Annotated in this window: 20 protein-coding genes; 5 read left to right on the top strand and 15 right to left on the bottom strand. The window is 56.3% G+C overall.

The features are described from left to right. The first annotated feature begins 82 nt into the window (after nt 1–82). Nucleotides 83–1,357 (top strand): MFS transporter, encoded by a 1,275-nt coding sequence (locus GGQ73_RS14120; protein WP_183896848.1) that lies wholly within the window; start codon nt 83–85, stop codon nt 1,355–1,357. A gap of 50 nt (nt 1,358–1,407) precedes the next feature. Here the strand turns inward: GGQ73_RS14120 and GGQ73_RS14115 are convergent, their stop codons facing one another. The 5 genes from GGQ73_RS14115 to cysG form a co-directional block, all read right to left on the bottom strand. Next, nucleotides 1,408–2,220, bottom strand: a complete 813-nt coding sequence (locus tag GGQ73_RS14115) for a ferredoxin--NADP reductase (RefSeq protein WP_183896847.1) — start codon at nt 2,218–2,220, stop codon at nt 1,408–1,410. 144 nt (nt 2,221–2,364) lie between these two features. Next, nucleotides 2,365–2,871 (bottom strand): DUF934 domain-containing protein, encoded by a 507-nt coding sequence (locus GGQ73_RS14110; protein WP_174153215.1) that lies wholly within the window; start codon nt 2,869–2,871, stop codon nt 2,365–2,367. Nucleotides 2,872–2,882: 11 nt separating this feature from the next. After that, a complete protein-coding gene (locus GGQ73_RS14105; RefSeq protein WP_183896846.1) occupies nt 2,883–4,553 on the bottom strand; it encodes a nitrite/sulfite reductase in 1,671 nt (556 codons plus the stop codon). A gap of 8 nt (nt 4,554–4,561) precedes the next feature. Continuing rightward, the gene (locus GGQ73_RS14100) at nt 4,562–4,876 is read right to left on the bottom strand and encodes a DUF2849 domain-containing protein (RefSeq protein ID WP_174153213.1); all 315 of its coding nucleotides are present in this window, start codon (nt 4,874–4,876) and stop codon (nt 4,562–4,564) included. After that, nucleotides 4,869–6,329 (bottom strand): siroheme synthase CysG, encoded by a 1,461-nt coding sequence (gene cysG, locus GGQ73_RS14095; RefSeq protein ID WP_183896980.1) that lies wholly within the window; start codon nt 6,327–6,329, stop codon nt 4,869–4,871. Before cysG ends, GGQ73_RS14100 begins: the two co-directional genes overlap by 8 nt. A 233-nt stretch (nt 6,330–6,562) precedes the next feature. Between cysG and GGQ73_RS14090 the strand changes: the two genes are divergently transcribed. Both GGQ73_RS14090 and mazG read left to right on the top strand, forming a co-directional pair. After that, a complete protein-coding gene (locus GGQ73_RS14090) occupies nt 6,563–7,150 on the top strand; it encodes a deaminase (RefSeq protein WP_183896845.1) in 588 nt (195 codons plus the stop codon). 25 nt (nt 7,151–7,175) lie between these two features. Continuing rightward, the gene (gene mazG / locus GGQ73_RS14085; RefSeq protein WP_183896844.1) at nt 7,176–8,012 is read left to right on the top strand and encodes a nucleoside triphosphate pyrophosphohydrolase; all 837 of its coding nucleotides are present in this window, start codon (nt 7,176–7,178) and stop codon (nt 8,010–8,012) included. Nucleotides 8,013–8,020: 8 nt separating this feature from the next. Here the strand turns inward: mazG and GGQ73_RS14080 are convergent, their stop codons facing one another. From GGQ73_RS14080 to dusB, 9 genes are all read right to left on the bottom strand, one after another. Then, nucleotides 8,021–9,193, bottom strand: coding sequence for a GGDEF domain-containing protein (locus GGQ73_RS14080; RefSeq protein ID WP_174153210.1), 1,173 nt, complete (start codon nt 9,191–9,193; stop codon nt 8,021–8,023). A gap of 216 nt (nt 9,194–9,409) precedes the next feature. Continuing rightward, nucleotides 9,410–10,738: a GTPase HflX gene (gene hflX, locus GGQ73_RS14075; RefSeq protein WP_234910973.1), complete on the bottom strand. Its 1,329-nt coding sequence runs from the start codon at nt 10,736–10,738 to the stop codon at nt 9,410–9,412. A 201-nt stretch (nt 10,739–10,939) separates the two neighbouring features. After that, nucleotides 10,940–11,182: an RNA chaperone Hfq gene (gene hfq, locus GGQ73_RS14070; RefSeq protein ID WP_003496145.1), complete on the bottom strand. Its 243-nt coding sequence runs from the start codon at nt 11,180–11,182 to the stop codon at nt 10,940–10,942. Between the two features lie 187 nt (nt 11,183–11,369). Beyond that, nucleotides 11,370–12,746, bottom strand: coding sequence for a Trk system potassium transporter TrkA (gene trkA, locus GGQ73_RS14065; RefSeq protein WP_183896843.1), 1,377 nt, complete (start codon nt 12,744–12,746; stop codon nt 11,370–11,372). Between the two features lie 39 nt (nt 12,747–12,785). Next, nucleotides 12,786–14,150, bottom strand: coding sequence for a nitrogen assimilation response regulator NtrX (gene ntrX / locus GGQ73_RS14060; protein WP_174153208.1), 1,365 nt, complete (start codon nt 14,148–14,150; stop codon nt 12,786–12,788). Next, nucleotides 14,140–16,410, bottom strand: coding sequence for a sensor histidine kinase NtrY-like (locus GGQ73_RS14055; RefSeq protein ID WP_183896842.1), 2,271 nt, complete (start codon nt 16,408–16,410; stop codon nt 14,140–14,142). Before GGQ73_RS14055 ends, ntrX begins: the two co-directional genes overlap by 11 nt. Nucleotides 16,411–16,552: 142 nt before the next feature. After that, the gene (gene ntrC, locus GGQ73_RS14050; protein ID WP_174153206.1) at nt 16,553–18,004 is read right to left on the bottom strand and encodes a nitrogen regulation protein NR(I); all 1,452 of its coding nucleotides are present in this window, start codon (nt 18,002–18,004) and stop codon (nt 16,553–16,555) included. Further along, nucleotides 18,001–19,149: a two-component system sensor histidine kinase NtrB gene (locus tag GGQ73_RS14045; RefSeq protein ID WP_174153205.1), complete on the bottom strand. Its 1,149-nt coding sequence runs from the start codon at nt 19,147–19,149 to the stop codon at nt 18,001–18,003. Before GGQ73_RS14045 ends, ntrC begins: the two co-directional genes overlap by 4 nt. Next, on the bottom strand, nt 19,146–20,162 hold the full coding sequence (gene dusB, locus GGQ73_RS14040; RefSeq protein WP_183896841.1) for a tRNA dihydrouridine synthase DusB: 1,017 nt from the start codon (nt 20,160–20,162) through the stop codon (nt 19,146–19,148). Before dusB ends, GGQ73_RS14045 begins: the two co-directional genes overlap by 4 nt. Before the next feature lie 243 nt (nt 20,163–20,405). Between dusB and GGQ73_RS14035 the strand changes: the two genes are divergently transcribed. Together GGQ73_RS14035 and GGQ73_RS14030 are read left to right on the top strand one after the other, a co-directional pair. After that, nucleotides 20,406–21,593 (top strand): bifunctional 2-C-methyl-D-erythritol 4-phosphate cytidylyltransferase/2-C-methyl-D-erythritol 2,4-cyclodiphosphate synthase, encoded by a 1,188-nt coding sequence (locus GGQ73_RS14035; protein WP_174153203.1) that lies wholly within the window; start codon nt 20,406–20,408, stop codon nt 21,591–21,593. Next, on the top strand, nt 21,590–22,093 hold the full coding sequence (locus GGQ73_RS14030; protein ID WP_183896840.1) for a CinA family protein: 504 nt from the start codon (nt 21,590–21,592) through the stop codon (nt 22,091–22,093). Before GGQ73_RS14035 ends, GGQ73_RS14030 begins: the two co-directional genes overlap by 4 nt. Here GGQ73_RS14030 and GGQ73_RS14025 read toward each other — a convergent pair. Continuing rightward, on the bottom strand, nt 22,081–22,530 hold the full coding sequence (locus tag GGQ73_RS14025; RefSeq protein WP_174153201.1) for a type II toxin-antitoxin system RatA family toxin: 450 nt from the start codon (nt 22,528–22,530) through the stop codon (nt 22,081–22,083). The genes GGQ73_RS14030 and GGQ73_RS14025 overlap by 13 nt on opposite strands. Nucleotides 22,531–22,532: the final 2 nt, after the last annotated feature.

Below are 22,532 nucleotides of genomic sequence, written 5' to 3'. Positions count from 1 at the left end.
TGTCGTTATACTTCATAAGCAACCTAAACCTGTTCCACGCGTTTCTCGCCAGCTTCGTCTCATCCCTTTCGGAAAGCCCTTCATGACAACGCTGACAACGCCTCTCGCCGAAAGCGGACGCTCCTCCGGAGGTTCCCAGAACACGGGCCTTTCAGACCGCTCGATTTTCGCGCTCGCCGCCCTCAACTTTTTCCTTGCGGACGCCCGTGACGGGCTTGGACCGTTTCTGGATGCATTTCTTGCGACCAATGGATGGTCAGCGATGCAACTGGGCGTCATCGCCACGGTCGGTGGCCTCATCGGGCTCGCTGCCACGCCGCTCTGTGGCGCTCTTGTCGATGGATCGACGTGGAAACGGACACTGATTGCCGTGCCGGTGGTGCTGGTGACGCTCGGTGCGTTGATCACGCTCATCTTTACGAATGAGGCCGTGGTCTGGACCGGGCAGATCATGACGGCAGTCGTTGGTGCCGTTGTCGGTCCGGCTCTTGCCGGTTTAACATTGGGTCTGGTTGGCGAACGGTTGTTCTCCCAGCAGATTTCGCGCAACGAGTTCTGGAACCACGGCGGTAATTTTGTCTCGCTGTTTGCGACCTACTTCGCTGTCACCGCTTTCGGCATTTCCGGCGTGATCGGTCTTATGGTCGCAACCGCCATCGGCGCCCTCGCCGCCGTTGTGGCCATCGATCCCAAACGCATCGACCATAAGGTGGCGCGCGGCCTGGGCCATGATAAAGGCGAGCCGGGACCATCCGGCTTCAAGGTCCTCTTCAAGGAGCGTGGACTGATCTTGTTGTCCATTATCCTTCTGATTTTCCACTTCGGTAATGCACCCATGGGACGGCTGATCGCGCAAAACTTCGCGATCGAGCTCAACACACCCTTCCGCACCACCGCGATCATCACCGGTGTCGCACAATTTGCCATGATCTTCGTGGCGGCGCTCACCCCTTGGCTTATCCGTCGTTTCGGGCTTTCGGCGGTGTTCATCATCGCGCTATCAGCTCTACCCATCCGTGGCGTGCTCGCAGCATCCTTCAGCGATTTCTGGGTCATCTATCCTGTTCAATTGCTAGACGGTATTGGAGCCGGTCTTCTCGGCATCGCGACCCCGATTGCCGTTGAACGCATCTTGAAGGGTACCGGACGCTTCAACGTCGGGCTCGCCAGCGTTATGACCGTACAAGGCATCGGCGCTTCCCTCAGCAACGGTGTAGCCGGCTGGTTGACCACGGCCGGCGGTTACGCGCTATCCCACCTTGTTGGGGGCGGTATTGCAGCCATCGCGATCGTTCTCTTCCTGATCTTCAGACACGATATAGCGCCCAGCCAGGAAGAAGCTAAAGCAAAGGTTTGATACAAAAAAGGAAGCCGTGGGCTTCCTTTTTTCAGTTCAGAGATGAATGATCAGCCAACAAATGCGCGTTCGATAACGAACTCCGCAGGCTTGTTGTTCGCCCCTTCATTCAGGCCTGCCTGCTCCAGAAGTGTCTTTGTATCCTTCAGCATGGCGGACGATCCGCAGATCATTCCACGATCAATTGCGGGGTCGAACGACGGCACACCGAGATCCGCAAACAGCTTGCCATTCTCGATAAGGTCAGTGATGCGACCCGTGAAAGCGTAGTCTTCGCGCGTGACCGTTGCATAATGCTTCAGTTTATCGCCGACCAACTCGCTGAGGAACTCATGGTTCTTGATTTCTTCGACGAGATCGAAGCCGTATTTCAGCTCTGCCACGTCACGGCACGTGTGGGTGAGGATGACCTCCTCGAACTTTTCATAGGTTTCGGGATCACGGATCAAGCTGGCGAAGGGCGCGATCCCCGTTCCTGTCGAAAACATATAGAGGCGCTTGCCCGGCGTCAGAGCATCCAGCACCAGCGTGCCTGTCGGCTTCTTGCGCATCAGCACGGTGTCGCCGGGCTTGATCTGCTGCAAATGTGAGGTCAAAGGGCCATCCGGCACCTTGATGGAAAAGAACTCAAGTTCCTCATCCCAAGCGGGGCTGGCGATAGAGTAGGCACGATAGACAGGCTTATCGCCAACCATCAGGCCGATCATGGCGAATTCACCTGAACGAAAACGGAAGCCGGCAGGACGCGTCATACGAAAACGGAACAGGTGATCGGTATAGTGCTCGACCGAAAGTACCGTTTCGGCGTAAACGCCATCGGGGATTTTCGCCGAAAATTCTTCCGTTTTGGCTGGAGCGTTCATTCTCTATCCGTCCATTTCACGTGATATGCAATAGTGTCAGCTGGGGCAATAAACCATCCGGACCTGCTTTTGAAGGTACAGGATTGTCATTGGTGATATGCGCGCGGAAATTCGTGTCAAAAACTCATATTTCTACGCAATGTCTCAGCCTGCTTTTTGGCGACGCCAGCTGTAGGCTTCTCCAACCGCCGATGGTTTCGCCGTCGGCTGGTAATAGACGTCGATTGCGGGCAGACGATTTTCTGACAGACGATGGATCGCAGTCTCATTCGTCACCGCAAAGCTTGTAAAGCCGGTGCGCAGCATCAGCGGCACCTGATCGATCAACACGTCACCCACCGCCCGCAACTCGCCCGGATAGTTGAGGCGGGTTCGCAACAGAGACGCGTGGCTGAAGCCGCGACCATCGCTGAACGCCGGAAAGCTGACAGCAACCAGGGCAATGCGGTCGATGAAGGGACGCAGCTTTTCGACGTCATCCGCCGGTGTCACGAGAACACCAAGACCGATATCATTGCTTTCCTCGGCGCGCGAAATGAAGGCATCGAGGCTCAGAACCGCCTGTTGGCCGTCCTGCGCCGTGACCTCTTCGGTCTCGATGACCCACGGATCGTTCTCCACGAAGCCGCTTTCGTTCCAGATTTTCGTCATCCTGCTGTTCCTTATGCGGCTGCGGCGGCTGCCGGATAGAGCGCTTCCTTGAAAGGCTGCGCGCCGACGCGGCGATAGGCCTGAAGAAACGTCTCTTCTTTCGACAAGCGCAGGCCAAGGTAAGTATCGACGATGGTCTCCACCGCGTCCGTTACCTTCTCCGGCTCAAAACCACGACCGATGATTTCACCGATGGACGAGTTCTCGTCGCCCGATCCACCCAGCGTGATCTGGTAGAGTTCAGCGCCCTTCTTTTCTACACCGAGCAGACCGATATGGCCGACATGATGGTGGCCACAGGCATTGATGCAGCCGGAAATCTTGATCTTCAGTTCACCAATCTCGGCCTGACGTTCCGGCGAACCAAAGCGATTGGAGATTTCCTGCGAGACCGGAATAGAGCGCGCATTGGCCAGCGCGCAATAATCCAGGCCCGGACAGGCGATGATATCGGTAATCAACCCGGCATTCGCAGTCGCGAGACCTGACCCCAGAAGGGCACGATAGACGGGTTCCAGATCGGCCAACGCCACATGCGGAAGAATGATATTCTGTTCGTGGCTGATGCGAATTTCATCAAAAGCGTATTCTTCGGCGATGTCGGCAATCAAATCCATCTGCGCGTCGGAGGCATCGCCGGGAATGCCGCCAATGGGCTTCAACGAAACCGTCACCATGCCGTAATCCGGGTTCTGGTGCGGCTGGACGTTCTGGTCCACCCAGCGGGCAAAATCCATATCTGCCTTTTTCCAGCGAGCCAGACTTTCCCATCCCTCAGGACGCGCCTTCAAATCCGGCAGCGCGAAATAGGACGTGATGGCCGCGATATCGCCATCTGGCAGTTTCAGCTCACCATTTTTCAGCTGAGCAAATTCTGCTTCTACCTGACGCGCGAGCTCCTCAGCACCCGTTTCGTGAACGAGGATCTTGATGCGCGCCTTGTACTTGTTGTCGCGACGGCCGTGCAGGTTATAAACACGCATGATCGCAGTCGTGTAAGACAGCAAATCTTCTTCTGGCAAGAAGTCGTTGATCTTTTTGGCGATCATCGGTGTTCTGCCCTGCCCGCCACCGACATAAACGGCAAAGCCAATGTCGCCCTTTTCGTTCTTCTTCAAATGCAAACCGATGTCATGCACCTGAATGGCAGCGCGATCCTTCTCTGCACCCGTGACGGCAATCTTGAACTTGCGTGGCAGGAAGGAAAACTCCGGGTGTACGGATGACCATTGACGCAGGATTTCCGCATAGGGGCGCGGATCGGCAACTTCATCGGCCGCAGCGCCGGCAAAGTGATCAGCCGTGACGTTGCGTATGCAATTGCCGGATGTTTGCAATGCGTGCATTTCGACGCTTGCCAGTTCAGCCAGGATATCTGGTGTATCAGCAAGGCGCGGCCAGTTGTATTGAATGTTTTGGCGCGTGGTAAAGTGGCCGTACCCTCGATCGTACTTGCGAGCGATATGCGCCAGCATCCGCATTTGCTTGGCATTCAGGGTGCCGTAGGGAATGGCGACGCGCAGCATATAGGCATGCAGCTGCAAATAAACGCCGTTCATCAGGCGCAGCGGCTTGAAAGCGTCTTCCGCCAGCTCACCTGAAAGGCGTCGTTCCACCTGATCGCGGAATTGCTCCACGCGACCTTGGACAAAAGCGTGGTCGAACTCGTCGTAGCGGTACATGATATTCCTCAGACTGCAATGAACGCCGCGTCGGCTGCCTTGAAGCCGTCGGCGTATGGAATGGTTGGGCCAGCAGCGCGGATGCGTTCACGCAGGCGTGTCGGCCACAACAGGCCGTTCTCTTCGGTCACGTCGACGATGTTCACATCCACCACCTTATTGGCGGAAAAATCGCGCTTGCCAATCTCTTCGAGCGAGGCTTCCGCCTCAGCGTGACGGGCAACGAGCGCTGACTGGAGATCTTCGTTCCAGACACCGTTCGCATCGAGCCATACGGCGATGCCGTCATCGAGACGGTTGGCTGTCAGAACCTTGTCAACCATTTGCATACTCCTGCTTTGGATCAGAAAGGACATCGGTAGATGCCAACGCTTCCGACCGTTCGAAATTCGCACCCGCAACTGCATCGCCGATGATAACCATGACCGGACCGGTCAGTTCGTCGCGATGTTCCAGGTCGGGTAGATCCTTTAGTGTCCCATGCATAAGGCGGCGATAGGACCTGCTGGCATTTTCGATGACAGCAACCGTCGTATCTCCATTAAGGCCAGCATTCATCAGCCGAGTTGCCACTGATGCGGCGACCGAACGGCCCATATAGACCGCAATCGTCGCACCCGACACCGCCAGACGCGCCCAGTCCGGCAGGATGTCTCCCGCGAGATCGTGACCGGTGGTAAAAATCAGCGAAGACGCAACGCCACGCAGCGTCAGCGGCAATTCAAAATCGGCGGCAGCCGCAAACGCTGAGGTGATGCCCGGCACGATCTCGTAACCAATGCCGGCCTCCCGCAACGCCGCCATTTCCTCGGCTGCACGACCGTAGACAAGCGGGTCGCCGGACTTGAGACGGACAATGCGCTTGCCCTCCTCACCCAATGTCACCAAAAGCCTGTTGATGTCGGACTGCGATTTCGAGTGACAGCCCTTGCGCTTGCCGACCGAAAGGCGCTCTGCATCGCGTCGGCCCATGTTCACGATTTCCTGTGGTACCAACGCGTCGTAGACAATGACATCAGCCTGCATCAGGACGCGCTGGGCGCGCAATGTCAGCAAATCTTCGGCACCCGGACCCGCGCCGACCAGCCAGACGTAGCCTTCAGGACGCTCGGGCGACGCCAGCAGATGTGCAGCAGCGTCATGCGCCGCGTCGATATCGTTCAGGGCAACGGAATCGGCGACGCTGCCAGAGAAGAAACGCCGCCAGAAATTTCGACGCAAAGCACCCTTGGGGATATTCTGTTCAGCCGCATCCCGGTACTCGATCGCCAGACGGGCAAGCCGACCAAGAGACGGCGCCAGCATCTGATCGATCCGCGCACGGACGATCTGACCCAAAACCGGCCCCGCACCTTCGGTACAGATGGCAACGGCAAGGGGCGCGCGGGACACCAGGCCCGGTGTGTAGAAGTCGCAGTAACCGGGCTGATCCACGGCATTTGCGGGAATTGATCTAGAACGAGCAGCATCGACAATCTGACGGTCGAGCGCTTCTTCACCGGTCGCCGCAAAAACGAGGACCATACCCTCAACGAGTTCCGGCGAAAAAGGCAGCAGGTGATGCGTCACATGTCCCTGCCCCAGCAAGGCCGCGTAGTCATCCTGCGGAGCGTCGGCAAACGCGCGAATATCAGCGCTTGTGTTAAGCAGAAGACGGACCTTGGCGAACGCCTCATCGCCATTTCCAAAAACCGCGACGGGACGCTTCTCCACCTTGAAAAAAGCAGGAAAAGTCGTAAGCCGATGGTCAGCTTTGTCTGGGGCGTTCGTAAGCATACCCATACTTATGTCCGATCATGCGTCAGGATTGAAGGTACAGAAATTCCATTGCTATATTGCAGTAGATTTTTATTTCTCGGCAAGCGCTGATTTGGAGGAAAAGCGACCGGTGGCTCGAATTCGTCACACTGTTGTAATTCCAACTATTATCTACAAATTTTGTGCATTTTTCTGGCGATATTTGCTGTCGAATGCCCAATGATGAGGCTCCAATTGAACAGGAACATACCTTGACTGAACACACGATCGCCTCTCGTCTTCTCGATGTCATCGAGAACGATATTCTGCCGCTGACCAAACAGGGCGTCGCACTGGGCAACAAGATCTTCGGCGCCGCAATATTGCGCAAATCAGACCTGTCGCTCGTGGTGGCGGAAACCAACAATGAGCTGGAAAACCCCTTGTGGCATGGTGAAGTCCATACGCTGAAGCGCTTTCATGAATTGGGTGAAAAGCCGGATCCTAAAGAGCTGATCTTTCTTTCCACCCATGAACCCTGCACAATGTGTATGTCAGCCATAACATGGGCCGGGTTCGATAATTTCTATTCTTTCTTCAGCCATGAAGATTCACGTGATGCCTTCGCTATCCCGCATGATCTGAAAATTCTGAAAGAAGTCTTTGGACTGGAGCCAGGCGGCTACAGGCGCAGCAATGCGTTCTGGACGTCGTATTTCGTCACCGATCTGGTTGAGACCGAAGAGGCGCAGCGCAAGATATATCTTGAAGATCAGGTCGCCCGTATCAAGAAAATTTACGCAGACCTGTCGGCAAACTATCAGTCCTCCAAGGCTGAAAATGAAATTCCCCTGAACTGAACCAGCAGCAGAAAGCAGCCAGCATATGGAACCCTCGAAGGATATCTCCCGTCTCATCGAGATAATGGAAGCATTGCGGCAACCCGAAACGGGGTGCCCTTGGGATATCGTGCAGACGTTTGAAACGATAAAGCCCTACACAGTCGAGGAGGCCTACGAGGTCGCCGACGCCATAGAGCGCAACGATTTGGACGATCTGTGCGAAGAGCTTGGCGACCTGTTGTTGCAGGTGGTGTTTCATTCCCGCATTGCCGAGGAAATGGGTGCGTTTTCATTTGGCGATGTGGTCGAGGCCGTGACATCGAAAATGATCCGCCGCCACCCGCATGTGTTTGATGTCTCTGACGCTGACACGCCGGAATCGGTTAAAATCCAATGGAATGTTATCAAGGCTGAGGAGAAGCGGGAACGTGCCGAGCGTCGTGCCGCGCGCGGAATGACCGAGGATTTCAAAACCGGGTTTCTGGGATCGATCCAGCGCACGCAGCCATCTCTGACGGAAGCGTTGAAACTTCAGGAACAGGCGGCACAGGTTGGCTTCGACTGGTCGGCACCCGAGCCCATCCTTGATAAAATCGAAGAGGAAATCGCCGAACTGCGAGAGGCTCTGGCGTCGGGCAAACCGGAAAAGGTAACCGACGAACTGGGCGATCTGCTATTTGCCCTCGTCAACGTGGGGCGTCACGTCAAGACAGACCCGGAAAACGCCCTGCGCGGCACCAACACCAAGTTCCGCCGCCGCTTCCGCCACATCGAGACATCGCTCAGCGAAAATGGCGAAACGCTCGAGGCGGCAACACTGGAGCGGATGGAGGAACTGTGGCAATCGGCAAAGGCGATCGAGCGCCAGATTGAGCCGTAGGGAGCCTATCAGCTCGCGTGCCTCACATCTTGCGGGCGTTCGGCATCCCCCTCGCTGTAAACGGTCAGCCTGTCCCGGCCGGCGGCTTTCGATGCGTAAAGCGCTGTGTCGGCACGTTTCATCAGAGCCAGCGGAGAACAGCTTTTGCCTTCGCAAACGGCAAGCCCCATGCTGAGTGTTGCGACGACTTTCTGGTCTTCTATGGAATGCTTGATCGAACTGACCATCTGCCGAATCGTTTCGGCAAAAGTTATTGCGTCGGCGTCGTCCTTTGCAGGAATATAGAGGATGAACTCCTCTCCACCGAAACGGGCGAAGCTTTCATTCGGACGAATGCGGTTCGCCAATTCTTGAGCGACCCGGATCAGGATTTCGTCGCCTGCCAGATGTCCAAAGCCGTCATTGATGCGCTTGAAGTGATCGATGTCGATCATCACGATTGTATCACCTTGGCGCATCAGCTCTGGAAGACGGGAGGAAAACGACCGCCTGTTCGGAACGCCCGTCAAGACATCGAGACCGACAAGCCGCTGTAACCCCTCCTCCGCGCGTTCCTTCACCAATGCCAGAACGAAGACGGCAATGGCAAAATGGCAAATGATGGAGATGAAGAACGCGTTTCGTGGGGAGACATACGCAATGCTTGGAAAAAGAATACCGATGGCAATCAAGACGCTGAGGAACGAAGCAAACATGATCGTTGCTGCAAGCGCTTTTCGAACCGGAAGCGGCTCGACGATCCGATCCGCAAAAACAGTGAAGGCTGCGGCGAATAGCAGAGACGCTGCCGTAATCTGAAAGACAATCGTCCGGATTTCGGTCGAGTGGTATCCGCCTGTAACAAGCAAGGTGACACAGACGGCGACGGGCAAGCATAACACGAACCATTCGCGGCGCCTCAGGCGTTGCCGACTAATTCGGCACATTCCAATCCAGAAGATGGAATATCCGACCAACCCGGCAAAGTTACCGGCTAAGGATAAGGCATCGGTGTAATCCGCGAAAATCTTGCCGATTCCGAGCAGTGTTGTTGCCATCGCGACCAGAAAGAAACCCGCAGCCAGAAACCCGAGCCCCACACTTTCACGCGACTGGGAGCGTACGTATAAAAAGCAAAGCCCAGCCACAAAGAAAGAAAGCTTGTGGAGCAGCATAACGGTATTGAGATCTAAAGCTTGCATATTCATCAGCTCGTGAGAACGAGCCGATGGTATCACATGGATTTCATTACGAAAGTCTAACTAAATAGTGGTGATTGATGGAATCAAAAACTTATCAGAACCTGGTAATAAACCCTGAAATAGCAAATTTTCCCAATCTCAACCGGAAAGTTAGAGCAAAATCGCGGCTCGCCTTGCTTTTTATAGGAAAACTCCAATGCGCGCGGAACCGGATTTCTAGGCTTCACTCTCTTCTGACGTGGATTTGTTCGGGTGACCAAGTCTTCTGTCCAGTTCAAGCGCTTGCGGGTCTGAAAGACGAACGTCCAGCGTGACAGAGCCGTCTTCGTTATCCTGGCGTCCATCGACGATGGCATTGCTATAGACCCATGACAGCAGGTGAAGCTGATCGACGTCGAGCACAACAGAACTTGTCACCAGAACGCCTGAGAGCCGCTGCGAGATTTCGTCCATCAGGGCATCGACGCCCTCGCCTGTGATGGCCGAGACAGCGCGGACGTTGGCGCGTCCTTCAGCCTTGTGCATGATGGCGTCGTGCGTTTCCTGATCCAACCTGTCGACCTTGTTCCAGACTTCAATGATCCGGGTATCGGCGACCTTCTCGTCGATTCCGAGATCGTTCAGAATGCGAAGAACGTCAGACGATTGCGCACCATTATCAGGATCAGCCATGTCGCGCACATGAAGGATAAGGTCGGCCTCCAGAACTTCTTCCAGTGTCGCGCGGAACGCTGCGACCAGGTGAGTCGGGAGATCGGAGATGAAACCCACCGTATCGGACATGATGACGGTACGACCATGCGGCAATTTCATGCGGCGCAATGTCGGATCGAGCGTGGCAAAAAGCATGTCTTCAGCCAGCACACCAGCGCCAGTCACGCGGTTGAAGAGAGTTGATTTTCCGGCATTGGTGTAACCGACAAGCGCCACGATTGGATGCGGCACCTTGCGGCGCTTGGCGCGATGAAGTTGGCGCGTGCGAACGACCTGCTCCAGTTCGCGCTCTAGTTTGACGATGCGATCCTGCAGCAAGCGACGGTCAGCTTCGATCTGCGTTTCACCGGGGCCGCCCATGAAGCCAGCACCACCGCGCTGTCGCTCAAGGTGGGTCCAGCTTCTGACCAGACGACCTTTCTGATAATTCAGATGGGCAAGATCGACCTGAAGCGTGCCTTCTTTGGTAGAGGCGCGACGGCCAAATATCTCCAGAATGAGACCGGTGCGGTCTATGACTTTGGCGTTCCACTCTTTTTCGAGATTGCGCTGCTGAACAGGCGTCAACGGATGATCGATGATGACCAGCCCGGAATCGGTTTCGTCCAGAAGCTGACCGATTTCCTCAATCTTCCCGCTGCCGAACAGCGTACCCGGGCGTGGCTGGTTGACCGGCACGATCAAGCCTTGAGCCACGTGAAGGTCAATGGCAAGCGCCAGGCCCTTGGCTTCTTCAAGTTTCGCTTCCATCGAACGGGGGGGCGTCGTCGCGGAGGCTTCCTGTGGCGCACGCCCCTGCTTCAAGACCGGGATGATGACAACGGCGCGCATGTCATCCCGACGCTTTTCCAGTTCCGGGATGATGGATTCATTCGATGTATCGCGTGTAGAAATGTGCCCGCACCTTTCGGATCGTAAAGAAATCGCTCCATCAAGATATAAGAGCGCATGCGCCGAAAAACAACGGAACCTAGCTCAAGGTTCCGTTGTCGGTATAATCATGACTGTCGTATTGTCGTCGTGGCCGCTAATTCAAGCGGCGCCTTCTTCCGATTCAAACATCTGCATCGGCTGGCCCGGCATGATGGTCGAAATCGCATGCTTGTAGACGAGCTGGGAGTGTCCGTCACGGCGAAGAAGAACACAGAAATTATCGAAGGATGTCACCACACCCGTCAGCTTAACACCGTTAATGAGAAATATTGTCAGCGAAATCTTCTGCTTGCGAACTGTGTTCAGGAAAAGATCTTGCAGGTTTTGAGAACGTTCCGCCATGGCGCCGCTTCTTTCTTTTTTGCCCGGATGGGAGACCGGGAATGCATAATCAATAATAGGATCGGCCGAACCGCGTCCCCGTGTCAGCCGATCAGCAACTCTGGTATCAAATCACGATCTGTTCCGCAATGTCGAAAAACTTACCCGGATTTACGAGGATGAGCTTTTTTGCTTCATACACAATATTTTAGAAATATTGAATTGATACTCGGAATAGCTGTTCCACCTCACGCACTGCATCCGATGACGCAAACAGGACAACGCGATCTCTCGCCTTGATTTTGGTCCCGCCGTCCGGGCGTATCACGGTTTTGTCCCGATAGATGACGCCGATGCGAACACCATCCGGCAACTCCATATCGCGAAGCGCCTGCCCCACCAGAGGCGACGTATCCAACGCTTCGGCCTCGATAATTTCGCCATTGCCGCGTTGCACCGCATAGACGGAACGAATGCGACCTTTCCGAACATGTTGCAGGACACGAGAAATGGTGACAGCACGCGGATTGATATAGGCATCCAGACCCAAAGACTTCGCGACATCGTGAAATGATGGGCCGTTCAGAAGTGCGAGATTGGATTTGCAACCAAGTTGCTTCGCCATGACAGCGCCCAGAATATTGGTCTGATCGTTGTTGGTCAGCGTCACGATCAGGTCTGCATCCTGAATATCCGCCTGGTGGAGGATTTTCTGGTCCAAAACCGATCCATTCAGCACGATTGTCGAGTTGAGTTTCTCGGATGCCGCGATGGCGCGTTCGCGGTCGGCCTCAATGATCTTTACACGCGTTTTCGGCTGAACGTCTTCGATGCAGCGCGCCACATATTGGCCGATGTTACCGCCGCCTGCTATAACGATCCGGGCTGCTTCCTTCTCCTCGTGGCCGAAAAGACCAAGCGTACGGCGCGCGTGTTGGCGCTGGCAGATCACGTAGGCCAGATCACCGGTACGCAGCTGCTCCGACGAATCGACGGCTTTCAGATGTCCGTTGCGATAGACACCCACAACCGTTGCAATCAGGTCTGGGAAGAGATGGCTGAGCTGCTGCAAGGGCGTATTGACGACAGGGCAGTCTTCCATGCACTCAATGGCCAGCATGGAGACATTGTCGTCCGCAAAACGCACCACATCCGTCGCGCCCGGGAACGCGATACGCCGCAGCACCATCTTGCCAACTTCGATCTCGGGTGAAATCGTCACATCGATGGACATGTTTTCGCGGCTGAACAGATCGCCATATTCCGGCTGGAGGTAGCTCTGGTCACGGATGCGAGCGACCTTCGTGGGCACACTGAACAACGCGTGCGCGACTTCGCAGGCAACGATGTTGATTTCATCGTATAGCGTCACGGCGATGATCATATCTGCCTGATCGGCACCCGCTTTCGCGAGCATGTCCGGGTGCGAGCCATGCCCGACATATCCGCGTACATCCAGCGTTTCGGTGATGGTTGCAATCAGAGCGGCTGAGGTATCGATAACGGACACCTCGTTATCTTCCCGCGACAATTGCTCCGCAATGCCGTAACCCACCTGGCCTGCGCCGCAAATGATGACTTTCATACGCTCTCTCTACAGGCCAGAACAGCAAATTCAGGATCGTCAGACGCCAAGCGACTTCAGTTTCCGATGCAAAGCAGAACGCTCCATGCCGACAAATTCCGCCGTGCGGGAAATATTGCCGCCAAACCGGTTGATCTGCGCCACCAGATAATCCCGCTCGAACATTTCACGCGCTTCGCGCAAGGGAAGCGTCATGATGTGCTGGTCGCCTTGCGCCGCGATCTTCGGCAGCATGTCGCCAATATCGGCAGGCAGCATATCGGCAGAAATCGGCGTCTCGACATTATCGGGGCGTGCAAGAATCATGAGCCGCTCGATATTGTTGCGAAGCTGGCGGATATTGCCCGGCCAGTCGTGCGTCTGAAGCACGGCCATCGCGTCATCCCCGATCTTGCGTGGCCGAATGCCCGCCTGTTCGGAAATCTGGCGCATGAACATATCGACAAGAAACGGAATATCTTCGCGACGTTCTGAAAGGGCCGGAACCTTAACCGGAACCACGGCAAGACGGTGATATAAATCTTCACGAAACAGCCCGTCGGCAATCAATCCTTCCAGATTATGGGCCGTGGACGAGATGATACGCACATCCACCTTCACGCGCTTGCCGCCACCGACACGCTCGAATTGCTGGTCGACAAGCACACGCAGGATCTTGTTTTGCGTTTCGCGTGGCATTTCTCCGACTTCATCCAGATAAAGAACGCCGCGATGCGCCTCTTCCAGCGCGCCCACCTTTCGTGGCTGACCAGGAAGGCCTTCGGTGCCGAAAAGCGCAATTTCCATGCGGTCAGGCGTGATCGTCGCGGCATTCAGAGCAACGAAGGGTCCGGTCGCCCGCGAGGACTTCTTATGGATCATGCGCGCCACGAGTTCCTTGCCGGAACCGGATGGACCAAGAATCATGATGCGGCTATTGGTCGGCGAAACACGGTCGATGGTTTGGCGCAGCTGCGAGACGGCGAGCGATGCGCCGATAAGCTCGACGGCATCTCCGGCGCGTTTTTTCAGCTCTGAAACCTCGCGTTTGAGCTTGGAGTTTTCAAGCGCCCGCTCGGCAATCAGAATCAGACGGTCGGCTTTAAACGGCTTCTCGATAAAATCAAAGGCGCCGCGCTTGATGGCATTGACTGCCGTCTCGATATTGCCATGACCCGAAATCATCACGACGGGAAGCTCGGGATGACGGCTCTTGATCTCGTCCAGCAGCGCCAGACCGTCCAGCTTGCTACCCTGCATCCAGATATCGAGAAAAATCAGCCTGGGAACGCGCTCGGAAATCGCCGCCAGCGCACTGTCGCTGTCGAAGGCCATCCGTGTCTCGTGGCCTTCGTCGGACAGAATACCGGCTACGATTTCGCGGATATCCGCTTCGTCATCTACGACCAGAATATCAGACGCCATATGCAACTTCCTTGTCTCTCTCGCTGAGCGCCACTTCGACACGCGGCAGCAGCACTCTGATCATGGCGCCATGGCCTTGATCGAAATCGGTCGGCGCATCATGCAATTCCAGATGACCGCCGTGTTCTTCAATGATCTTCTTGACGATGGCCAGACCAAGGCCTGTGCCCTTCTCGCGCATCGTCATGTATGGCTCTAGGATGCGATGACGGTTTTCGACTGGCAAACCACGACCATTATCAATCACATCTGCGATAAACCGGTTGTTTTCCTCATCAAAAGACGCCCTGACCAGGACTCTCCCTTCGCGAGGCGCATCGCTCGTTTCAACCGACTCGATCGCCTCCGTGGCATTTTTGATGAGATTGCCAAAGGCCTGCTCGAGCATGCGTGAATCAAACATCCCCTCAAGCGGCTCATCGCCCAGTTCGGTTGCGAATTTGACATGCGCTGCACCCATTTCCCTGAGGAATGTGGCGTCCTTGAGGATTGTCCGCAAATCTGACATCTCCTTGGTCGGCTTGGGCATGCGCGCAAAGGCAGAGAATTCGTCCACCATGCGACCGATATCGCCAACCTGGCGCACAATCGTGTCTGTGCACTGATCGAACACCGCCCGGTCTGTTTCATCATGTATCTGCTTGCCGAAGCGACGTTTGATGCGCTCTGCCGAAAGCTGAATCGGTGTCAGCGGATTTTTGATCTCATGCGCGATTCGCCGTGCCACTTCCGACCATGCGGTCGAGCGTTGGGCGATGACGAGATCGGTGATGTCATCGAGCGTAATGACGTAGGATTCGTGGCCATCACGAGCATCCTCCCGCGTCACCTGAACGTTCAACGTGCGCTCCTTACCGCGCCTGATGATGTTGATCTGGTGTCGGAAATCCATCCGTGCGGACGCTGCGGCTTCCGTCACAACATGCTCGATTTCAGGGGCGATCTCGACCAGCGGTGAACCCACCAGCTGTTCGGAGGAGACAGCCAGAAACTCTTCTGCCGAGGGGTTGGCAATCGTGATGTTGCGATATTCGTCGACGCCGATCACAGCCGCCGTCACCCCCGATAGCACCGCCTCGATGAAGCGACGGCGATTGTCGATATCATCCTTGGCCTCGATGATTTCGTCCTGCTGGCTGCGAATTTCACCAATCATCTTGTTGAAGGTTCGCGCAAGTCTACCGACATCTCCATCGGCTGCACGGACGGGTACAAGCACATGCATGTTGCCCATAGCGACACTGTCGGCCGCACTGATCAGAAGGCGAATGGGACGCACGATACGGTCCGCAACGGCGATGGCGGTCCAGATGGCAGCAAGAAGAACGATGAGCGCGAAACCGAGATAGAGAATCGCAAATGCAATTTGCAATGGTGCACGGCCCGCCTCCATCGCGTTATACTCTGCACGGTTTTCCTCCATCAGCCGCATGGCAGACATCACCTTCGGATCAACAGCACGCACGGTGTAAAGAAACGTTCCGCCGATGCCCTCAAGTTTGATGATGGCGCCAACGAGATTGGTGACACCGGGAGGAATGAGGGTAGGCTGACCAGCACCAGCCTTTTGCAGGGCATCCTGCGGAATGGCTGGAAGGGGGCGCTCTGTCTTGATGTCGGCCTGGACGACCGCATCGCCATCCTGTTGCACGAGAAACGCGCCGAGCAGCCCGCGGCCCTTGGCCTGCCGCGTCATCAGCTCGACAAAGCCAGTGCGGTCAAGATAGAAAAGTGCGCGGTTGCGGTCGAGGTCAGTCGCCATGGACAGCGTCTGGCCCTGCAAATAGCCAGCATTTTCGAGCATATAGGCTTGGGCGATATTGCTGGACGAATCGACGATGGCCTGGGTGCGCAGGGCAAACCAACGGTCGAGACCGACATTGAGCGTAATACTCGCAAAGATCGCCACCAGAACGGCGGGGGTAATCGCGACGATGGAGAAGAGAGCGACGATTCTCACATGCAGGCGCGCCGCCGCCCTGCCCCGTCGCCGCGCTTTCATGAGACGATTTATTTCGCGACCGATGAGGTACATCAGTCCGATGACGAACAGCGAATTGATGATGACCGAAGCGATGACCACGTTTGTCGTCGGCGCAATCGGGGTCAATCCGAGCAGCACGAACAGGGTCAACATCGCACAGATCAGCGCAACGCCGGCGAGTACCAGTCCGGGGAAGGCAAATGACATCCGCCGGTCGGCAATGACTATATCGGCCGACGCACGGTCGGAAACCTTATCGGCGACAGGTTTGCGCATCGATCATTTCCCAAGCCGCTTTATGCGACATTATCGTCTTGCAAGAGAGAACGCCGCTCTTCGACGAATCCGGACGCTCCCGTGATTTTCAAGCAACACTTTGTGGCGAAAATGCAACGACACACACGCCTTGTCAACAGACTCAGGCTGTTCTTGAGCTCCTGTAGACCGATACACCCAGTTCCCGGATTTTCTTGCGCAACGTATTTCGGTTCAGTCCCAGCAAATCCGCAGCCTTGATCTGGTTGCCACGCGTCGCTGTCAGTGCAGCAAGTATGAGGGGATATTCCATTTCCCGTAAAACGCGATCATAAAGACCCGGCGGAGGCAGGCTTTCGCCAAACCCGGAAAAGTAATCGCGCATATTTTCTTCCACGGCCTGGGAGATCGTCAACGAGCCGTTGCGCACGGCTGTCCGATCAATCGGACTGTCAGCGACATCGGACTGAAGCTCCTGTTCGATGATTTCGCGCGTGATTACTTCCTGTGGATAGAGCGCCATCAGACGACGGATGAGGTTTTCCAACTCACGAACGTTCCCCGGCCAGGCATAGGCCTTCATCAGTTCCAACGCTTCGGTCTCGAAGCGCTTACCCTCCAGCCCTTCCTTTTCACCCGTCTGGATGAAGTGGCGGACAAGGTCGGGAATGTCTTCCGCACGGTCACGCAGCGGGGGCAGGCGCAACGGCACGACGTTGAGACGGTAATAGAGGTCTTCGCGAAACAGACCCTGATTGATCGAGGTCTTCAAATCCTTGTTGGTCGCGGCGACGATGCGAACATCGGTGCGGATGGGCGTCCGGCCGCCAACGGTGGTGTACTCGCCCTGCTGCAACACCCGCAGAAGACGGGTCTGGGCATCCATCGGCATATCGCCGATTTCATCGAGAAACAGCGTCCCACCCTCAGCCTGTTCGAAGCGACCGGTGGAGCGGTTCTGCGCGCCGGTAAAAGCTCCCTTTTCGTGACCGAAAAGTTCCGACTCGATAAGGTCCCGGGGAATCGCAGCCATATTGATCGCAACGAAAGGGCCGTTGCGGCGTTTGCCGTAATCATGAAGCGCGCGCGCCACAAGCTCCTTGCCCGTGCCCGACTCACCCGTGATCATCAGCGTCAAATCCGTCTGCATCAGCCTCGCCAGGACGCGGTAGATCTCCTGCATGGCGGCGGACCGTCCTACCAGCGGCATGCCGTCTTGCATGTCGTCATCGAGCTTGGCAGGCTTGCGCTTTGGCTCGGACAGAGCGCGACCGATAATGGCGATCAGCTCCGTCAGATCAAACGGCTTGGGCAGATAATCATAGGCACCTTTTTCAGAGGCCTTGATGGCGGTCATGAAAGTGTTCTGGGCGCTCATGACCAGCACCGGCAGATCTGGTCGGGCCTTTTTGATTCGAGGAAGAAGATCGAATGCGTTTTCGTCCGGCATGACGACGTCGGTCACGACAAGATCGCCCTCACCCGCAGAAATCCAGCGCCATAGCGTCGCCGCGTTGGAGGTGATGCGTACATCGTATCCGGCACGGCTGAGAGCCTGATTAAGGACGGTGCGGATGGCCGCGTCGTCATCGGCCACAAGAATCGTTGCTGTCATCGATTAAGTCCTGTCGGGTTCGGCAAAATGCTGTCGTCTACCGCCACTTCCGGAGAAACGGGCATCAAGACGCGGAAAGTCGTACGATGGTTCTGGCTGTCGCATTCCACGATGCCGCCATGGGCACCGATGAGTTTGGCAACGAGGGCAAGGCCCAGACCCGAACCGTTGGTTTTGGTGGTAATGAAAGGGTCGAAAAGATGCGGCACGAGATCTGACGGAACACCCGGACCGTTGTCGACCACGCAAAATTCCAGCGGCAGCGAAATGCGCTCACGCGTCCCCGCGACAGACAGACGAATGCCGGGGCGATAGGCGGTCGTCAGAATGATTTCGCCATCCTGCTGGTTGCTGACCGCTTCGGCGGCGTTCTTGACCAGATTGAGGAAGACCTGCACCAGTTGATCACGATTGGCATAGACGGGCGGCAAGGACGGATCGTAGTGTTCGCTGATCTTCACATTGCGCGCAAAGCCAGCTTTTGCCACCGCCTTCACGTGGTCCAACACCGAGTGAATGTTGATCGGCATGCGGTCCACGGGGCGCTCGTCGGAGAAAATCTCCATACGATCCACCAGAGAGACGATGCGGTCGGTCTCATCGCAGATCAACCGGGTCAGAGCGCGGTCTTCATCAGGAACGGATGTCTCAAGCAGCTGCGCCGCACCCCGAATGCCCGAAAGCGGGTTCTTGATTTCATGGGCCAGCATCGACGCCAGCCCCGTCACGGAGCGGGCTGCGGCACGATGCGTCAATTGACGATCGATCTTGTCGGCCATGGACCGTTCCTGGAACACAACCACAACCGAACCCGGTTCGCTAACAACGGGCGCGACGTATAGGTCCACCAGCTTGTCCTGACCAAGACGCGGCGACGACAAATCGACGCGGTACTCATTGACCGGCGCACGGCGCTCGCGCACCTGATCGATCAGGGCCAGCAGTGGGCTTCCAAAGGGAATGAAGGTCGAAATGCGGTAGCGCGCCAGATGCGTGGCACTTGCGCCGAAAAATGCCTCTGCCTCCCAGTTGGCAAACGCAATGAAGCCCTCTCCATCGACCAGTATCACCGGGTTTTGAACGGCATTGAGAACAGCCATGGCCAGCACATTGCTGCCACCGGGGGGTGCAGTCTCGGCACTCATGCGGCCCGCCTCGCAGCAGATCGTTCTGCTCCCTGTTGTAGGGCCGAGCGCAGCAGGGCTATCACCTGCCCCGTATTCTTCGATGTCATGATGTCAACCTTGTCATCTGTCTTCATGTCAGGCGCAAATCGATCGAGATACCATCCAAGATGCTTGCGCGCATGGCGAAGACCGGCTTCGATGCCGTAAAATTCCAGCATCAATTCATAATGTTCGACGGCGATATCAGCGATCTGCTCCGGCATCGGCGGCGCGTGGCCTGCCAGAACAGCTGGCAGCCAGGGCTGCCCCTGTGCGCCCCGCCCGACCATGACGGCATCCGCGCCAGAACGGCGCAGGATTTCGCAGGCATCGGCATTCGTTTCCACATCGCCGTTGGCGATGAGAGGCACGGAGATCACGTCGCGCACGGCCTTGATCGCATCCCAATTGGCACGACCTTCATAAAACTGCATGCGTGTGCGACCGTGAATGGTGATGAGCTTCACGCCTGCCGCCTCTGCACGCGTTGCGATCTCCGGGGCGTTGATGGACGAATCATCCCAGCCCAGCCGCATTTTCAATGTGACCGGTACATTCGCCGCTTTGACCGTCGCCTCGATCAGCGTCAAAGCATGATCGGGCTCCCGCATGAGAGCCGAGCCGGACAATCCGCCTGTGACTTTCTTGGCAGGGCACCCCATGTTGATGTCGATGATCCCGGCGCCATTATCTGCGGAGATTTTTGCGGCCTCCGCCATCCAGTAGGCCTCGCGCCCGGCAAGCTGTACCATATGCGGAACCATGCCCGCATTCTTCAGTCGGGCCCATGATTCTCCGCGATTGGCAACGAGCTCACGACTGGCCACCATTTCCGTCACCACAAGACCGGCACCGAAGCGCCAGGCAAGCTGACGAAACGGCAAATCGGTCACACCAGACATGGGCGCAAGCACCGCCCGGTTGCGAACGGTGGCGGTTCCGATCTGAAACGGGTCTGACAGCTTCAAATTAAGCAAATGGTCAACTTTCATGCATTTTTTAAATTTGCATTATTTTTAGACAGTGTTCGTGCTCTTGCCAAGCACTTTCACTGATATAAGCGTGTGTTTTTTTGACTTGCCGTTTTGTCGCTGTGTGAAGAGATCATACGTGTCGATGATGCCTGAGAAGCCAGCGCGTCTCCCACTGGTCATCCTTTTCCTAAAACGCTACACCACCGAAGTAAACCGATGAAGAAATGCATAAATGACATGGGTTCAATGCAGGAAGGCTCTATGAGAATCGGTATCGTCGTGGTGGCGGCAGGGCGTGGAGAACGCGCAGGCGCACCGGAAGAAGGTCCCAAGCAATATCGCCTCATCGGCGGAAAGGCCGTTATCGAACACACGCTCGCGCGATTTTTGGGGTGGGAGCGATCTGCACACATCGTGGTCGTCACCCATGCCGACGATCGTGCCCTGTTCGAACCTATCGCCCAAAGACTGAATGCCTATGATCGGATCAGCCGAGTGACAGGCGGGCCGACGCGCCAGCAATCCGTTCTGGCCGGGCTTGAAGCACTTGAGGCGCGCGATGTTACCCATGTCATGATCCATGATGCGGTGCGCCCCTTTATCGATGTCGATCTGCTGGAGCGGATCGCGAACGCGCTTGCTGAAGGAGCGCAGGCCGTTTTGCCTGCGGTTCCGGTCGCAGATACCCTGAAGCGCGGCCATGATGGCTATGTTGGAGAAACCGTGCCGCGCAGCAATCTATACGCGGCGCAGACACCGCAAACTTTCGATTATTCTCTCATTCTACGGGCGCATAGACATGCCACCTCCTCCGGTCGCATCGATTTTACCGACGATGCCGCGATTGCCGAATGGGCCGGCACACCGGTGAAGCTGGTGGACGGCATCGTCGATAACGTGAAACTGACTTTGAAACGGGATATCGCCATGGCTGACGAAAAACTTTCCGCCGCGTTGCCGGATGTACGCACGGGCAACGGTTACGATGTGCATCAGCTGGGTGAAGGCGATGGCGTGACACTGTGCGGCATCTTCATCCCGCACGATCAGAAGCTTATCGGCCACTCGGATGCAGACGTCGCGCTCCATGCCCTGACGGACGCGTTGCTGGCAACGTGCGGCGCCGGTGATATCGGCGATCATTTTCCGCCATCCGACCCGCAGTGGAAAGGTGCTGCATCGCGCATTTTTCTGGAACATGCGGCAAAGGTCGTGCGGGGCAATGGCGGCACGATCATGAATGCCGACGTTTCACTGATTGCCGAGGAGCCACGGATCGGCCCGCACCGGCAGGCGATGCGTGAGAACCTTGCCGACATCCTGGACATTTCACTCGACCGTTGCTCGGTGAAGGCAACCACCAATGAAACCATCGGCTTTGTCGGTCGGCGTGAGGGAATAGCCGCCATCGCAACCGCGACCGTTGTTTATCGCCAGAGGCCTGCATGAGCGTGTTTCCGTCAGACATAGAGACGCTGGCACGCAAGGTCGTGGCCGACTTCACCGCTCGGGGACACATGCTATCGACGGCGGAGAGCTGCACGGGCGGACTGATCGCAGGAGCGCTGACGGAGATCGCGGGGTCATCTGCCGTGGTCGACCGTGGCTTCGTCACCTACACCAACGACGCCAAAATGGACATGCTCGGGGTCAGCGCCCTGACGCTGGAAACCTTCGGTGCCGTTTCCATGGAAACCGCGCTTCAAATGGCGCATGGCGCGCTTTATCGATCACGCGCGCATGTCTCCATGGCGGTCACGGGTATTGCCGGTCCCGGCGGCGGGTCGGCGCTCAAACCGGTCGGTCTCGTCCATATTGCTGCAAAGGCGCGGACCGGGCGTATCCTTCATCGGGAGATGCGGTATGGAGATGTGGGTCGCGACACGGTTCGTCTCGCGACGGTCAAGACATCCCTTGAGATGCTGATCGAACTGTCTCAATCCGTATAGATCTTGTCGGCACGCGCTTCGAAGGCTTCCGCAAACATGCGAAAAGCGCGGTCGAACATCGAGCCCATGACGGCGCCCAGAAAACGGCTTTTGAACTCGTAATCGATAAAGAAGTAGACCGAGCAGCCGCCATTTTCGCCGGGTTCGAAACGCCAGCGATTGTCGAGATATTTGAACGGCCCATCCAGATATTTCACATCGATGGCCGATTCCTCAGGTTTGAGAAGAACCTGAGTCGTGAAGGTTTCTCTGATCGCCTTGTAGCCGACCGTCATATCGGCAACCAGCAGGGTCTTGGTGTCGCGCTCTTTTCTGGAACGAACGGTCAAGCCATCGCAAAGCGGCAGAAATTGCGGGTACGTCTCCACATCGGCAACGAGATTATACATCCGTTCGGGAGAGTGTCTGACAGGGCGGCGTGTTTCGAATTGCGGCATGA

It is taken from the genome of Rhizobium skierniewicense (genome assembly GCF_014196515.1).
Taxonomy (GTDB): domain Bacteria; phylum Pseudomonadota; class Alphaproteobacteria; order Rhizobiales; family Rhizobiaceae; genus Agrobacterium; species Agrobacterium skierniewicense.
Note: the sequence above shows the minus strand (reverse complement) of the source record. Positions and strands in the feature narration are given on the sequence as shown.